Source organism: Verrucomicrobiia bacterium, assembly GCA_036268055.1.
Lineage (GTDB): Bacteria > Verrucomicrobiota > Verrucomicrobiia > Limisphaerales > Pedosphaeraceae > DATAUW01.
Window position 1 is genome coordinate 221434 of the sequence record DATAUW010000016.1, and the last position, 15990, is coordinate 237423.

General features: G+C 53.9%; 18 protein-coding genes and 1 tRNA gene. 10 read left to right on the plus strand and 9 right to left on the minus strand.

The window, feature by feature from the left end:
- Positions 1–60 precede the first annotated feature (60 nt).
- The 10 genes from rplU to VH413_09845 all read left to right on the plus strand — a co-directional run bounded on the left by rplU (position 61) and on the right by VH413_09845 (position 8377).
- Positions 61–372 (plus strand): 50S ribosomal protein L21, encoded by a 312-nt coding sequence (gene rplU, locus VH413_09800; GenBank protein ID HEX3798982.1) that lies wholly within the window; start codon positions 61–63, stop codon positions 370–372.
- 17 nt (positions 373–389) lie between these two features.
- The gene (rpmA, locus tag VH413_09805) at positions 390–653 is read left to right on the plus strand and encodes a 50S ribosomal protein L27 (GenBank protein HEX3798983.1); all 264 of its coding nucleotides are present in this window, start codon (positions 390–392) and stop codon (positions 651–653) included.
- Positions 654–732: 79 nt separating this feature from the next.
- The gene (locus VH413_09810) at positions 733–1002 is read left to right on the plus strand and encodes a hypothetical protein (protein ID HEX3798984.1); all 270 of its coding nucleotides are present in this window, start codon (positions 733–735) and stop codon (positions 1000–1002) included.
- A 137-nt stretch (positions 1003–1139) separates the two neighbouring features.
- Complete coding sequence (gene lptD / locus VH413_09815; GenBank protein HEX3798985.1) at positions 1140–3326, plus strand: LPS assembly protein LptD; 2187 nt, start codon at positions 1140–1142, stop codon at positions 3324–3326.
- Between the two features lie 57 nt (positions 3327–3383).
- Positions 3384–4271 (plus strand): methylenetetrahydrofolate reductase [NAD(P)H], encoded by an 888-nt coding sequence (gene metF, locus VH413_09820; protein HEX3798986.1) that lies wholly within the window; start codon positions 3384–3386, stop codon positions 4269–4271.
- Positions 4272–4336: 65 nt separating this feature from the next.
- Positions 4337–5428 carry a cyclic dehypoxanthinyl futalosine synthase gene (gene mqnC / locus VH413_09825; protein ID HEX3798987.1) on the plus strand — a complete coding sequence of 364 codons (1092 nt, stop codon included), beginning with the start codon at positions 4337–4339 and terminating at the stop codon, positions 5426–5428.
- A gap of 94 nt (positions 5429–5522) precedes the next feature.
- Positions 5523–5597 (plus strand) — tRNA-His (locus VH413_09830).
- Between the two features lie 99 nt (positions 5598–5696).
- Positions 5697–6119, plus strand: coding sequence for a hypothetical protein (locus VH413_09835; GenBank protein ID HEX3798988.1), 423 nt, complete (start codon positions 5697–5699; stop codon positions 6117–6119).
- A 203-nt stretch (positions 6120–6322) separates the two neighbouring features.
- Entirely contained in the window at positions 6323–6865 is a 543-nt protein-coding gene (locus VH413_09840; GenBank protein HEX3798989.1) for a transcriptional regulator, read from the plus strand.
- 78 nt (positions 6866–6943) lie between these two features.
- A complete protein-coding gene (locus tag VH413_09845) occupies positions 6944–8377 on the plus strand; it encodes a hypothetical protein (protein ID HEX3798990.1) in 1434 nt (477 codons plus the stop codon).
- Here the strand turns inward: VH413_09845 and VH413_09850 are convergent.
- The 9 genes from VH413_09850 to VH413_09890 form a co-directional block, all read right to left on the minus strand.
- Positions 8349–8759, minus strand: a complete 411-nt coding sequence (locus VH413_09850; GenBank protein HEX3798991.1) for a biopolymer transporter ExbD — start codon at positions 8757–8759, stop codon at positions 8349–8351. The two genes, VH413_09845 and VH413_09850, sit on opposite strands and share 29 nt — an antisense overlap.
- Position 8760: 1 nt before the next feature.
- Complete coding sequence (locus VH413_09855) at positions 8761–9432, minus strand: TonB C-terminal domain-containing protein (GenBank protein ID HEX3798992.1); 672 nt, start codon at positions 9430–9432, stop codon at positions 8761–8763.
- A gap of 4 nt (positions 9433–9436) precedes the next feature.
- Positions 9437–9850, minus strand: coding sequence for a biopolymer transporter ExbD (locus VH413_09860; protein HEX3798993.1), 414 nt, complete (start codon positions 9848–9850; stop codon positions 9437–9439).
- Between the two features lie 21 nt (positions 9851–9871).
- The gene (locus tag VH413_09865; protein ID HEX3798994.1) at positions 9872–10756 is read right to left on the minus strand and encodes a MotA/TolQ/ExbB proton channel family protein; all 885 of its coding nucleotides are present in this window, start codon (positions 10754–10756) and stop codon (positions 9872–9874) included.
- 180 nt (positions 10757–10936) lie between these two features.
- Positions 10937–12610, minus strand: a complete 1674-nt coding sequence (locus VH413_09870; protein ID HEX3798995.1) for a hypothetical protein — start codon at positions 12608–12610, stop codon at positions 10937–10939.
- A 17-nt stretch (positions 12611–12627) separates the two neighbouring features.
- Complete coding sequence (locus tag VH413_09875) at positions 12628–13233, minus strand: transcriptional activator RfaH (protein ID HEX3798996.1); 606 nt, start codon at positions 13231–13233, stop codon at positions 12628–12630.
- A 214-nt stretch (positions 13234–13447) separates the two neighbouring features.
- Complete coding sequence (locus VH413_09880) at positions 13448–14116, minus strand: polysaccharide biosynthesis/export family protein (GenBank protein ID HEX3798997.1); 669 nt, start codon at positions 14114–14116, stop codon at positions 13448–13450.
- A gap of 165 nt (positions 14117–14281) precedes the next feature.
- Positions 14282–15604, minus strand: coding sequence for a hypothetical protein (locus tag VH413_09885; GenBank protein HEX3798998.1), 1323 nt, complete (start codon positions 15602–15604; stop codon positions 14282–14284).
- 49 nt (positions 15605–15653) lie between these two features.
- Entirely contained in the window at positions 15654–15986 is a 333-nt protein-coding gene (locus VH413_09890) for a hypothetical protein (protein ID HEX3798999.1), read from the minus strand.
- Between the last annotated feature and the right edge of the window lie 4 nt (positions 15987–15990).

Here is a 15990-nt window from a genome sequence, read left to right on the forward strand (position 1 = left end):
ATGAGAAGTTGACATCGCTTCCCGATTTTGCTTATTTATCCGTCCCTTTGAGGGGAAACTATGTACGCTGTATTAGAAACTGGTAGCAAACAATACCGTGTCGCCGCGGGCGATACGCTGGAAATCGAGCGCCTGGAAGTTGAATCCGGGAAGCCACACACTTTCGACCGAGTCCTGTTGGTGAGTAATGACGGCAAGCTGACGCTGGGTTCGCCCACTGTCGCCAACGCCAGCATCGTCGCCGACGTGATTGCACATAAACGCGGCGAAAAGAAAATCGCGTTCAAGATGAAACGCCGCAAGGGCTATCACCGTACGGTCGGCCACCGCCAGGAATTGACGGTCATCAAAATCACAGAGATCAAAGCATAAGGGAAGCAGAAGAAGTTATGGCACATAAAAAAGGTCAAGGCAGCGTCCGCAACGGACGCGACAGCGCGAGCAAACGGCTCGGCGTGAAGCGGTATGGCGGTGAGTTTGTCACCGCGGGCAGCATCCTCGTGCGCCAGCGCGGCACGAAATTTTATGCCGGCAGCAATGTCGGCACTGGTCGCGATTGGACTTTGTTCGCCCTCGTGGACGGCAAAGTGCAGTTCGACAAGGAAAGCAAACGCATCAACGTGGTGGCGGAAGCCGCCGCGGGGAACAATTAATTTTCCAAAAATTTATTCGCAAAGGCGGGGTCATTGACCTCGCCTTTTTTATTTGCCACCATCGCGCCAAATCAACCCAATGAAAAATATTTTTACGCTGTTTTTGTTTTCCATTTTATTCTGTGCGGCAGGTTGCGCTTCAAAGCCAGATTCAAACCCGGCGGGCGCCGCTCAACAAGCAGACTGGCAATATCGCACATTCCCCATCTCGGCAAAAACCTTCAGCGATGTTCAATATCAGATGCATAATCTCCAAATGCAGGGTTGGACGTATGTGGCAGTGGATAGTTCAAGCGCCACCACTGCCGGAGGCCTCTACCTCGTGCGGATGAAAAGGCCGAATCGTTAAACGGAGGCGTGATTAGTTCTGCGCGCGCCATTTTTTCTTCAATCGTAAATCCAGCTTGGCAGTTGCGGCGCAGTTTGTTTAGCTGTGCGCACCTGATGAGATACTTCCGCGCGCCACTGGCCTTTTTTTGTGCCTGCTTGTTCGCAGGAACCAGATTCGCCAGTGCCGCCGACACGCCGCCTCCCACGCTCGACATTCAGGCGCGCACCGAAGCGACCTTTTCCGAGACCAATGGCCTGTTGACCATCACCAATGGCGTGCTGGTGAAATACACGGACGCCACCGGCCTCACCGTTCTCACCGCCGACCGCGCCTCTATCAATCAACGCAGCGGAGATATTTTTGCCGAGGGCGGCGTGCATCTGCAAAAGGACAACGAGACCTGGGCGGGCGAAAAGCTGCATTACAATTACGAGACGAAGGAAATGGAGGGCGATAAATTCCGCCTCGGCAAAGCGCCTTTCTACGTCGCGGGCGAAGGTCTTCATGGCGCATCCGGTGGCTCTGCCACCAACGGCGTTTATCAGGGCACGAATGTCCTTGTCACCACCGATGATTATTACGAGCCTTTGCAAAAAGTCCGCGCGCAACATTTCACCATCGTCCCCGGCGAATATGTCGAGGCGCACGATGCCACGCTCTACATTGGTTCTGTGCCCGTATTTTATTTTCCGTATTATCGCAAGAGCCTCCAGCCCGACCAAAACTTTTTCACTTTCCTGCCCGGCTATCGCAGTTCGTACGGGCCCTATCTGTTGTCCACCTATAACATGGTTTTCAACGAGGCGTTTCGTGCAGCGGTGCATTTGGATTATCGCGTGACGCGCGGCGTGGGCCTGGGGCCCGACTTCGATTATGATTTTGGCAAATGGGGCCAGGGTTCTTTCAAATATTATTACATTCGCGACCACAAACCGGGGACCGATCCCGACATCGGCACGCCCATTCCCAAGGACCGCGACCGCGTTTATTTCTCTTATCACGCGAATCCCGCGACGAACCTGAATATCATGTCGCAGGTCGCGTATCAGCGCGACGCCTTCGTGGTGCGCGATTTTTTTGAATCGCAATATCAGAAGGACATTCAACCCAACACGTTCTTCGACGCGAATCAATTCTGGAACAACTGGAGTCTTGATGCGCTGGTACAACCGCGCCTCAATCCGTATTGGGAAACTGTCGAACGTCTCCCCGACGTACGCCTGACCGGCTTCAAGCAACAACTCGGCAATACACCGGTGTATTACGAGAGCCAAAGTTCCGTCGGATATTTTCGCCGATTGTTTGCCGATACAAACACTCTCATCGCCGGAATACCGGGCTCAGGGGATTTTTCCGGTTCACGCGCGGATACATTTCATCAACTCAGCATCCCTGAAACTTTCTTTGGCTGGCTGACCATCACACCGAAAGCCGGCGCGCGTTTCACTTACTACGATTCGACTTCAGGCGTTGGTGCGGACACCACCAACCATTCGCGCACGGTCTTGAATACCGGAGCCGAAGCGTCGTTCACTATGTCACGCGTGTGGCCGGGCATCCGCAATGAATTTTTTGACGTGGATGGCATACGCCACATTTTTCAGCCCTCGATGGATTGGGTTTACGTTCCGCAGCCGAGCACGCTGCCCTCGCAACTGCCCCAATTCGATTATCAACCGACCAACAGCCTGCGCCTGTTGCCCATTGATTATCCCGATTACAACTCGATTGATTCGATCAACAGCGAGAACACCATTCGTTACGGTCTAAATAATCGTATCCAGACCAAGCGCAATGGCGAACTTGATGACCTCGTGAACTGGGGTGTTTACACCGATTGGAATTTGCGACCGCGCAGTGATGAAACAACTTTCTCGGATATTTATTCCGACCTGAGTGTCAAACCCAAGAAGTGGCTGACCTTCAATTCCTATACCCGTTACAGCATTGAAAATGGCCAGTTCAATTTGTCGCAACACAACATTACCTTGCAGCCGAACAGCACTTGGAACTGGAGTGTCGGCCATCTTTATTTGCGCAGCGGCACCATCTTCGGCGCGGGTGATAATCTCTATACGAGTGTTTTCTTCTACAAGCTCAACGAAAATTGGGGCACGCGGCTCGCGCATTATTTTGATGCCACCACCGGCACATTGCAGGAACAGGATTACACGATCTATCGCGACATGCGGAGTTGGACGGCGGCATTGACGTTCCGCGCGCTGAATAATTTATCCAACGGCAAAGACTACACCGTCGCCTTCAGTTTCTCGCTCAAGTCCGTTCCGAAATTCGGACTCGGCGCCGACACCGTCCGCGCCGCTCCGCTGGTGGGCTATTGATTTGCAACCGCGTATTCGCACCTTTTCTTTCGCCGTAATTAGTGCATAGTTGAGCCAATGCAATTTGTTCGCGATATTTTAAAGGCACGGCAAGCCGCCGGCAAACCCGTCATCTCCTTTGAATTTTTTCCGCCAAAAACTGACGAAGGCGATCGCACGCTGCTTGAAAAAACCCTTCCGGCATTGATGCCTTTGAAGCCAGACTTTTGCTCCGTCACCTACGGCGCGGGCGGCGGCACGCGAGATAAAACCTTGATGATCGTGGACCGCATCCAGCGCGAGCATAATCTCACGACCGTCATGCACTTGACGTGCGTCAATGCGACCAAAGAAGAAATCGGCAGTGTCGTTAGCGAAGCCCGCAAGCTTGGAGTGAAAAATATTTTGGCCTTGCGCGGTGATCCGCCGGGCGGCAATGGCGTGTTTACAAAAACCGAAGGTGGCTTTGAATTTTCCTATGAGCTGGTGAGTTACTTAAAAGAACTGGGCGGATTTTCCATCGGGACGGCCGGTTTTCCCGAGGGGCATATCGCCTGCACGGAAGGCAAGGTCGTGGATTGGGGGCGGTTGAAAAATAAAATTGATTGCGGCGCGGATTTTGTGGTGACGCAATTATTTTTCGACAACGCGGATTTTTTTGAGTTCCGCGATCATCTAACGAAACTCGGAGTCACCGTGCCGATCTTTCCGGGCATCCTGCCCGTCTTGAGCGCCACGCAGACGAAACGCATTACTGCCTTGTGCGGCGCCAAACTACCGAAGGCGATGGTCTCCGGCCTGGAAAAATTCGCGGACAATGACGAAGCCGCGATGCACTTCGGCATTGATTACGCGACGAAGCAATGCGCGGAATTACTGGCCGCGGGCGTCCCCGGCATGCACATGTACACGCTGAACAAGGCACTTTCGACGACGCAGGTGTTGAAGAATTTGAATTTGGTTTAACCGCGGTTAAAAAAGGTTCCTTTGCAACGCTTGTTTCTCGTGTTGATTTCAATTACTGTGCTTGCGTGATTTACGACGCGTCGCTTGATGAATTGCTTCAGAAGGTCTGGGACGGCCAGCGCATTAATGCCGCCGAAGCCTTGCGGCTTTATCATTTGCCACTGGAGGAATTGGGCGCGCTGGCGGATCGCCGCCGGCAGTTGATTAAGCGGGATGCCTACAGCGGCCGCGGCAATGACATCGTGACTTACATTGTGGACCGCAATGTTAATTATACGAATGTCTGCAATGTCTATTGCAAATTTTGCGCGTTCTATCGCGTGACGGGCGATGATGATGCCTATGTCATCACGCACGCCGAGATGGACAAAAAAATCGAGGAGACGATTGCGCTGGGCGGCACGCAGATTTTGATGCAGGGCGGGCATCATCCGAAATTGACGATGCAGTGGTATCTCGACCTGCTCTCGCACATCAAAGAAAAATTTCCGCAGATCAATATTCATGGTTTCAGCCCAAGCGAGTTCGTCCATTTTCGCGAAGTGTTCCAGTTGCCGCTTGAGGAAATTATTTCGCAATTCGTGAAGGCCGGGCTTGGTTCCATTCCCGGTGGCGGTGGCGAGATTTTGGTGGATCGCGTGCGTCAGCGCATCTCCCCGCTCAAAGCGATGAGCGATGATTGGATGAGCGTGATGGACGTGGCGCACAAGCTGGGATTGGCTTCGACGGCGACGATGATGTTTGGCCACGTGGAAACAGTGGAGGAACGCATCGAACATTTCGAGCGCGTGCGGGCGCAGCAGGACAAGAGCAAAGGTTTCACGGCATTCATTTCGTGGACGTTCCAAGCGGAAAACACGAAATTGCGCGCGCCGACGGTGGGCGCGCACGAGTATTTGCGGACGCAGGCGGTGAGCCGAATCTATTTGGACAACGTGCCGAACATCCAAAGTTCATGGGTTACGCAAGGTCAGGAGATCGGACAAGTCGCGCTTAAGTATGGTGCGAATGATCTGGGTAGCATCATGATCGAGGAGAACGTGGTGAGCCAGGCGGGAACTACGTTCCGCATGGGCGTCGCGGATATGCAGCGGTTAATCAAAGACCTGGGATATGAGCCAAAGCAGCGGGATAATTGGTATCGGCTTTTGAATTAGGGAAAAGTTTCAGTTTCAAATTTCAGCAAGGGCTTGCCGGAAGGCGCGCTTGACTGGCAGGCGGAGGAAAAGTAGGATGACTTCCCATCGGTTGGTGGCCATAGCTCAATGGTAGAGTCCAAGCTTGTGGAGCTTGTTGTTGCGGGTTCGAATCCCGTTGGCCACCCCATCTTTTGAGGTTACTTCCGGCAAAGCAATAATTCTTGCCGCCAAATCAAATTCAACACAAAGTTGGCTTGAAACCGTTCACCCAAAATAAAATAAACATATGATTAAAACCTCAACCTCCATTATCAAATACGTCGCCGCAGCGCTGTTGTTGCTGGCTGTGACCGCCCATGCCGAAGGCAATTCACCCGCAGGTTCATGGACCTGGTCAACTCCCGGCCGCAATGGCGGAGCCGACCGCACCAATACACTGGTGTTAAAAATCGAGGATTCCAAATTGACGGGCAAACTGTCCGCGCCCGGACGCGGTGGCCAGGTCAACGAGACTTCCATCACCGACGGCACTGTCACCGGCGACACTATTTCTTTCGCGGTGGTTCGCGAATTCAACGGCAACTCGAACACGAACAAATACTCGGGAAAAGTCGCGGGAGATCAACTCACCGGCAAGATCGAATATACTCGTAATGGAGAAGCCCAATCGCGCGATTGGAAAGCGACCCGCGTGACGGAAATAAAATAATTCGTTAAACGTCTCATAATTGCGCGGGCGGAATTTATGCAAGGTTCCGCCCGCGCAAAGCCGGGCAGATTATCTCCAGGCGTATCCGGCTGCCGCTTCCCCTTCCACTATCGCGCACATTTGAAAAAATCACCGGTGAAAATGGTGGGCGTTTCCTAATATATTAATTTGACATTATTGTATTTTCAGTATTTATTGAAAATATGAATGATAAGGTGGAAGCGGTTGACCGGTTAAATGCGGCGCGGGATGAATTCATTTCGCAATGGGGCGCGATGGGCGGAGCGTGGGGCATCAACCGGACCATGGCACAGGTCCACGCGCTGCTCATGACAAGCGAGGACGCCTTAACCACGGACGAAGTCATGGCCGAATTAGAAATAAGCCGTGGCAACGCCCATCAAAATTTGCGCGAACTCGTGGGCTGGGGGCTCGTCCGCAATATCATCCGAAAGGGCGAACGCAAGGAATATTACGAGGCAGAAAAGGACGTGTGGCGAATGTTTTGCATCATCGCTCGCGAGCGCAAACGCCGCGAGATCGAGCCCGCGCTTCGCGCCCTGCAAACTTGCGATGAACAAACCGGCTTGCTGCGAACCGACAAAGCCGTTGCATTTAATCGGCAGGTAAAAGCCCTGATTGGATTTCTCAGCCAGGCGGATGCAGTTTTGGACCGGGTTTCCCGCTCCGAGCAAAGCGCGATCATGCCGCTGATGCTGAAGATGTTTTTAAAGAGCGCAAAGTGAACCTCATTGGAATGGAAATATTGTGGAATTGTGAATAGACATATTTTCAATAGTTATTGAAAATATGATAATTATATTATGAATATGAGACTGTTCTCGAAGCGAAATGTGCCGGAAACATTGATCGGCAGGATTTGGAAGAGTCCGCTGGACCGGATGAGTTATTTTTGGTGGGGGGTCATATTGATGGCGGTTAAATACAACCTGGATCGGTTGATCGCAAAAACTCTATTCGGCCGAAGCTGGTATATTTGGAATTATTTCAAGCCGTCCGACTTCGCAAATATTGGGTCCATTCCGCCGGATGACCAGGGCTTTTATTTGGTTTTGCTGGTGACAGCCCTGCCGTTTTTATTTTTAGGAACAGTGCTGACTGTTTGCCGGCTGCGCTCGGCGGGATTGCCGTTGCCACTGTTTCTGTTTTTTTTCGTTCCGATCATCAACCTCAGCTTCTTCGCGCTTTTATGTGTGATGCCAGCGAAAGAGTCGGTTTCGGTTCTACTGGAAGAACCGGTTTCCAGGCGATGGCTGCCGGTGAGCGCGGTTGGCAGCGCGGTTTTTAGCACGGTGGTGGTGGGATTGATTGGGGTAGCGCTGGTGTTTCTTTCGACAGAGGGTCTGGGCAGTTACGGCTGGGGATTATTCGTCGCGTTGCCTTTTACGATGGGACTGGTTTCCGTTTTGCTTTATGCCGGACGACAGCATAGAAGTTTGAACAGTTGTCTGGCGGTTTCGGTACTGCCGATTTTGTTTTGCGCAATCGGTTTGTTATTTATCGCCGTCGAAGGCGTGATTTGTATTGTGATGGCGGCGCCGATCGCCGTTGTGCTCGCGATTTTTGGAGGACTTTTGGGCTTTATGATCGTCGGAATCCGGCACAAAGGTGCCCACCCGGCGGTCACGTTGCTGATTCTTTTGGCTGTGCCATTTACGATGGGCATGGAGCAGCGCGCGGGTGATAAACTGCCGATGCTTTTTGTAACGAGTTCGGTCGTGATCAATGCGCCGCCGGAAAAAGTCTGGCCCAATGTGATTTCGTTTTCACCGATTCCACCGCAACGCGATTGGGTTCTCCACAGCGGCGTAGCTTATCCGACGCAGGCGCGAATTGACGGGCAGGGCGTCGGCGCGATTCGGCATTGTATCTTTACGACAGGCGAATTCTTGGAGCCGATTGAAGTTTGGGATCAACCGCATCGGCTCCGTTTTTCCGTTGCCGATCAACCTGAGCCATTGGAAGAGCTTTCGCCCTATGGCCACTTGGACGCACCGCATCTGCATGGCTATCTGGAATCACATGAAGGGGAGTTACGGTTGATCGCATTGCCCGGCGGGAAAACTCGGTTGGAAGGAACCACGTGGTACACGGACCGCATCTCGCCTACTCCTTATTGGCAAATCTGGTCGGATATGTTGATCCATCACATCCACCTGCGCGTCCTCAACCACATCAAAGCGCTTTCGGAGCAAACAGCCGGGAATTTTACTCCGTCGCCAAGCCAACCTTCGTGATGTCCAATTGCTGCAAGGCGTCCAAGACTTTGATCATGCCTTGATATTCCACGTCGTCGGAACCTTTCACGACGACTTTGGGGTCGGGATCGGAGGCTTTGAGGCTTTCGAGTTTGGGCTTGAGGGCGGCATCGGCGATGGCTTCGCCGTTGAGGAAGACTTGCCCGTGGTTGTCCACGACGATGCGATTGATTTTCGGTTTGGGCGCATTGGGATCGGGCGGCGGTGGCGGCTTGCCGGAGGGCAGGGCCATCTCGAGGCTGTTGACCATCTGCGGCGTGGTGATGATGAAGATCACGAGCAGCACGAACACGAGGTCGAGCAGCGGCGTGATGTTCAGCTCGTTCATGGTGCCGTGGCCCCGGCGCGAAGTTTTTTTCATATCACGGTTGGATGGCTTCAGCTTGAACGACGTCGAATCGCACAATAACGCGCGGCGGAAAATTTGAGGGCGGCGGGCGGTTGACGCTGCGGGTCATCGCGAGCGCCTGGCGGACGGAATCGTCCCAGCGTTTGTTGTTCGAACTTTTTTTCCAAACGGGGTCGCTGATTCCGCCCTGGCGATCCACGGATATTTCGATCTCGGCGGCAAAATTATGATCGTCCATGTCTTCAGGCCGATCCCATTTCGATTGCAGCGCGTATTGCAATAATCCCTTGTATAATTGGATGGGATCGGACGAAGTCTCTACGGCCTTTCCACCTTCAAAATTAAAGGACGCAACATCCGCCGCAGCCGGCGCGATGGACGGCGGCGCAGCCGAGGGCGGCGGGGCGGTTTGAACAACTTCCTTGGGTACATCCATCTTGGGCGTGGCTTTTGACTCCTCAGCGATCTTCGGTTGCTCTTTGGGTTTCTCCGGCTCCTTCGGTTTTTCAGGCGGCTTTTCCTTGACCATCTCGACTGCGATCTTTTTGAGCGACTTGCCAAGCAAGCCTTCGCGCGCCGCAAAATAAATCACAGCCCCGGCGATGATGGCGTGAAACCCAACCGAAATCAGCAGATTGACTTTCGAGGAATTACGCGGCTTGCGCTGCTGAGTTTGCGGGAGCATGAAATTATTTCTTGTCGGCGGCCTCGGTGGCTAAGTCCACCTTCACGACATTGGCCTGCTGGCACGCATCGAGCACGGCGCGGATCTGGCGGTATTTTGTCTTGCCATCGCCGCGGACGATGACGCTCAGGTCAGGATCATCCACGCGGAGATTCACCAGGGTTTGCTGCAACTCCGTCATCTGGATCATTTTTTTGTTCATCCACACGTTGCCGTTGGCTTCGACGGTGATGTAATTGGCCTTGCGCGGCGGGTCCTTCTGATGCTTGGAACCCTTGGGCAAAGCCAGGTCGAGGTCATTGACGATCGGTGTGGTTGTGATGATGAAGATGACCAGCAGCACGAACGCGAGGTCGAGCAGCGGAGTGATGTTCAACTCCGTGAGCGTTTCGTGCGCCGTATGCGAACACTTCTTCATGGCAAAGCGGCGGGCTCGTTATCAGGCAATCGCGGGAATGCCATCGCGCCTGACCGACTTCAACGCGCCGACGATGCGCGTGGCCAAAGCTTCGTTGGCCGCTTTCATTTCCTCGGAGAGCGGGCGGTTGTCCACGTAGCGATGTTCCAACTGATTGGCGTAACGCGCCGCAAAACCGTCCAGCTCCTGAGTAATATTGCGGATAGTGGTGACCATGAAATTGTAGCTGAACATCGCCGGGATTGCCACGAGCAGGCCGATGACCGTACAGATCAACGCCCCGGCTACACCGGGGGCCATCGCCGCGAGGCTGGCCGAACCGGCATTGGCGATGCCCGAGAAAGTTTCCATGACGCCCCAGACCGTTCCGAGCAAACCAATGAACGGGCCGCCGGCGACCGCAGTGGAGAGCACGATCATACCTTTTTCCAGATTCATCGCCTCGGCGGCGGCGGCTTCTTCCATTACGACCTTGACCGCCTCGAATGACGCGACGCTGATTTTGGTTGTGCGGGAGCGGGCGATGATGTCGGTATTGCCGTGGTCCAATTCCGGCGACGATTCGATGTTCGTGCGCGCCTCGACCTGCACCGGATTATTTTTCAAATGATAATCCACTTCGTCCGCGCCGCGGATGTAAAGACTGTAAGCCGGCGCGCCTTCGAATTCCTCCTGCTTGCGCTTGATGTCCATCGGGTCGCGGGTCTCATTATAGGCCGTGAAGAATTTCTTCGCCCACGAACGCGCAATTATGAGTTGGCGCGCCTTCGTGATGATGATCGTCCAACTGAAGAGCGAAAGCAGGAGCAGGGCGGACATGGTGATCTTGCCTTCCGGCGTGGCGCGGCGGACGGCGAATGAAAGCGCGCTCTCGGCGAGCATGGGCATGGTGTGAAATAAGTGCATAATTTTGGTTGATGCTTGCTTGAAACTACAGCGCTCACGGCTCCAAGCCATGCAGCGAAATCAAAAATTGTCTCTGGTCAAACAAACGGACAAATAACGGCATTAGCCAAGTAAATCCGTCGAATGTTACGAACAGTCGTCAAAATCCAAACAATTTGGCGACATTCTCAGTCCGGCAGCTTACAAACTCGCCAGGGCCACTTTGACCATCGCATTTTCTTCCGGGAGGAGTTTGGCCGCCGCAGCGCGTTCCAGCGGCGCTTTGGCTAAATCCTTGTGGCCACTCTGCGCCTCAACCACGCCGTAATAGGCCGCGACCGAGGGATTTTTAAGCGATTCGGGTTTCAAGCTATCCACGATTTTGGCCGCCTCCCCGGGTTTGTTTTGCAACAGGAGCGAGTAAGCGTAAGTGGAAGTAAAAAAGGGATTTTCGGGCGAGCTGTCGTAAGCTTCGCGCGCGAGGCGGAAAGCTTCCTCGAGGTCCGCCTTGCGCAGCATGGACAGGTTGGCCAGGTTGTTTTTCAGGCGGGCGTTGGAGGAATCGGCGGCATAGGTTTTGGAGATCAGCTCGGACAATTCGCGCGTGTTGCCGGAGGCATAATATTTGCCGGCAAGGTTTTCCACCGCCCATTTTTCCTTGGGAAATTCGGCTGCGGCTTCGCGCAAAACTTCTGTGTTTTCCGTATCCCAACCGTGCTCGGCAGTGGCTTGCGCGAGACGCGCTAAACGGTCCGAATGATGGCCCGCCAGCCGGAGCGCCTTGTGCCAGGAGGATTGCGACGCGGTATTTTCATTCAATTCCCGCTGTCCGAAAGAGAGCAGGGTGAGACGGTAGCAGTTGGCATCGCCCCAATCCTGTTTTTCCAGCAAGCCTGTCAGTCCCTTCCAGTCTTTCATTGCGACATAACAGTCGGCGGCGATGAGCGGAACCGGCTGGTTGGTTTGCATGGCGGACGGTAATGTGCCCAGCCAGCGCAGGGTGTTGGTGGGACCCTCGATCAGGCCCATCCATTGGCCCAACGCGAAAGCGCAGCCAGGCGATTTGCTGGCTTCGGATTTTAACGACGCAAGCCACGGCGCGAAATTAGTGCTGCCCGTGCGGTGTAACAACTGCAAGTGTTCGATCTTGTCGCTGATGGTTGCCGAAGGTTCGCGGACGATCTCGGAGGAAAAATAAACTGCCCGCTCGAACGATTTATGGGTCGTCGCATCTGCCAGCAGGTAATGTAAAGCGATCGGGCGCACTGTGGCATTGGTAGAGAGTGCTTCCATCGCCGTGCGAGCCGAGGCGACGGTCTGCGTGTTCGTCGAGGCCAAGGCGATGGTTTGGATGTTCAGCGAAATGGTTTCGTTGCCAGGCTCAAGGCGCAAAGCTTCATGATAATGTTTTTGCGCTTCGTCCGACTTTCCCTGACTCCAAGCCATAGCGCCGCATAATTTATGATACATGGCGCCGTTTTTTGATTTTTCATCCAGGCCGCCGAGGGCCTCATCGGCGGATTTGAAATCGTGCAGTTTGATGGCGGTTTCGGCCCAGAGCAAACGGTTGGTCATGTTGTTGGGCTCAAACTGCGCCGCGTGCATGCGCCAACCAAGGGCGTTGGACGAGTCAGCGCCTTCGAGGATATCGGCCATGAGCTTGTAAGCGGGCACGCTGATGGGATTGATCTGCAAGGCGCGTTGCAGGCAAAGGGCGGCGTTACGCGGATCTTTCTGTTCGAGATAATGATTGGCCTCGGCGATGGCGCGCCGTTCGGTGGCGTTTTTGTAGGCTTTGCGGCCGAACCAGCCGGCCAGGGCCACAACGGCCATCACCGACAAAAAAATAAACATCTTCTTGATTAGGCTGTTCATAAAATTGCTTTCTGTTTTCAGGCAACTGCGGCGAAGCACGACAAACGCGGCGCGTTCGTGGCGGGAAAAATAAGTTGGTTGCGATCGAGTTCGACCGTCGTTTGCCGTCCAAGGAAATTCAAGAGGACGGCGACGCGTGATTGAGCAGGCATGACGCGCGCGACGACAGCTTCGAGGCCGAGGAGCGCGCCGTCTATGATTTGCACCGCGTCTCCGGGTTTGAGAATGTCTTCAATCACGCGCAGGTCCGCGCCTTCCATCGCTTCGCGCAAATCATGGATGGCCGTCTGCGGAATGCTCGGCCAATATTGACCAAAATGGACGACGCCACTGACCCCGCGAGTTGCCTGGACATGACGCAGCGAAGCGCGCAAGTCGAACCGGGCGAAAAGGTAATTAGGAAACAAGGCTTCGGTGACCCACGCGGGACCTTTGCGAGTGGCACGCTGGTAGCGGATGCGCGGCAGAAAAACTTCAACCCCGGCGTCCTGCCGAAGCTGCGCCGCTGCCACGTGTTCGTGCTTGGGTTGGGTACGCAAGCAAAACCACGCCGGTGTTTGGTCAGGGGCTTCAGAATCCAAAACGGGACGGCTGGTGATATTTTTTTGCGGCCAAAAATTCATCGTGAAATGAAGCTAAACACAAAGGTCTCAACTGTGGTAGGCAAGCGGAAAGACAACGGCTCAATCATTAAGCCATCGAACTTTAATGTGTTAATGGCTGTGGTGAGGCCAGATAGGAGCGGGCGATTTTTTAGTCTAACAACTGTAAACGACCGGTCACCGGTTTTTAACTTCAGGAAAAAATCGAAGCCGCCGCGGGTCTGAAAATACGCCGTTAATAATTAAATGTCTTGGTTGGAACGTGGACGATGTCGAAGGGTTTCAGAAAAAATGGCTGTTCGTCCTCGCCGCCCAGAGCATGTTTTAAGTTGAGGTGATAACTTTTTTGTTTGCCGTCTTCGAGACGCACGACCACCACCTGCGAGAGCTTGGCGCGGTTGGGATCAAATCCGCCGGCTTCCATGATGGCCTCGAGCGCGGTCAATGGCCGTTCCATCGCAATTTTTCCGGGACGGATCACCGCGCCGGAAATGTAAACGCTGTTGCCGGATGAAACAACTTTGACAGTAATGATATCATCCTTGACCTGCTGCTTGTAAAGCTTGCTCAAGTCCGTCTCTAACTGAGTGACGGTTTTTCCGGCGGCCTTGACGGAGCCGACGTCAGCCAGGTTTACCGAACCATCAATGGTTATTTTTTCGATGGCATTAAAATTCGTTGAATATTGAAACATGATGCTTACGACATCGCCGGCCTGGAGCGCGTTTGTGGAATAGGGTGAAGGGTGAAAGTCCGGCGGGGCGTTGGTGGTGGCCTCATCGTACGGGCCGGCCGGGTCGGCAAATTTTGCGGGCGATTGACAACCGGCCAGCAGACACGTCACACATAACAACAACGCGGCGGCGATCACTCGATTTAAAAACGGAAATAATTTCGGGTTCATTAAAGGCAAATGCCGGGCATGCTCGCCCGGGCGAACTCAACTAGAAAAGCCCGTGGTCAAACTGGCAAGCAGCAAACGGGGGCGAACGTCAAATTTACCTGTCCGTAACATTGGAAAAGGTTTCGGCGAGAAAAGCAGGCTGATCCGGCCCGTTTTCACGTTTGATCAAAACGCGTAATCCACTTTGAAGGCCACGGTGTTGTCCTGATAGCCGCGACCGGCAAGGTTGGAATCACGCAGATAATAATTATAGTTGAGCGATGCCGTGAGTTTGTCCGTTGCGTGCCAGGTGAACGAGGGGCCGACGGCGTAGTGATCGTAATTTTCTGTCTGATTAACCAGGAAACCCAGGCCTTCGGCGATCACGATTTCGTTTTGGAAAGTTTGTGTGCCGCGTTCGTAGGCGGCGTTGATTCCGATGTCGAGAAAGCGTGTCTGAGAATATGTCAGCGAATAGGCCGCAGTCAGTTGGGTGAGAAAATTGCCTCCTTCATTAAGGCCCAAACTTACTTCGCGCTGCACGCTTACTTGATGCGAAAGATAATCAGTCAGTTGCTGGTTGAGTTGCGCGCCGGCGTAATAAGAATTCAGACGAGTGCCGGAGTTGCTGCCAGCACCCGGTTGTGCGTCGAATAAATATATCGTCGGGCCACCGCGCAACGTGGCGCGGATGGCTTCGGTGATTTGCCAGTCGGCAAACGGGCCGATGCTGATGCTGGTGTTGCCTGCCTGCGCGGAAATTTCAAACGCGGTGATGCTCGCGCTGGCCTCGAGGCCCGCCTGAGTGTTTTCAGCAAAGCGCCATGCGCCGCGCGCGAAAAAATATTCGGACGTGCGGTTCAGATAATTGAGCGCGCTCAGGTCGGAAAAATATTCGTCGTGACTGTAACCGGCCTGGAACAGCCACGCGTCAGGCGTCCAACTGGCGCGGAAACCGGTGACGTTGTCGAACACCGGAAAGGTGGCGAGATCACTCAAGGCGCCCTGCGTGACGACGTCCTCCGTATAGCTGAATTGATCGTAGAACGTGAGCGTCACGTCTTGCAGAAGGACATTCCACGTGAGCGCGGAAGTGGGCGCGAAGTCAACGCGATCGTTCTGTGAATATTTTAAGTAGCGCGAATAGCCGACGCCCGCGTTTAGATCCACTTCGGATTGATCCGTGGCGGCCCAGTGGAAACTGGTGTTGAGGCTCGAATGAAGGATGACATCGGCCTGCGGATTGGTTTGCGCGGCATTGATGTTGTCCTCGAATTGAAAGCCGCTATCCACGCTGAGTGAAAACGGCACAGGACCGATGTGCGGCTGGACCGGCCCTAAATCAACGGCGCGGTTTTGCTGCGTGGCGAGAGTTTGATCGAGCGAAAGGGTGCTACGAAGAGCTTCCTGGGCGGAAGCGCGAAAGGAAACGGCCGTTGCGGCCAGGACGCCGCCAATGACTGAGAGAGGATGAACCGGGCGGGAAAAACGTGTTCGGCGGCTCTTCAAGCAGGAATGGTCTTTTTTAAATATCGTCGCGCGGCCGCGCTTGGAGCTTTCAATAAAATGCGTTCGGAACGCTTGATGAACTTGACCGGCGCAGGCTGCGTTCCGGCGAAAGTTTGAAAATATTTTTGACGGCAGGATTTGTTGCCCAAACAAATGCCGCAGACTTTGCTCTGGGCATCGAACTCTTTTCCGAAACAGGGCGCATCTGAGTATTTAGGTTCACGCATGTTTCCATCGTATGGCCGGACGGAAAAACTGCACGTGACAGATTCAAAACGATTGTGCTCTCAAAAAGGAATTTCCGCTTGCGCGCGTCCGTTTTTCTAAATGGTTCGGACATGGCGGCGCGGTTTTTTACCGTTGTGAAAAAACCGCGCGACAAAATG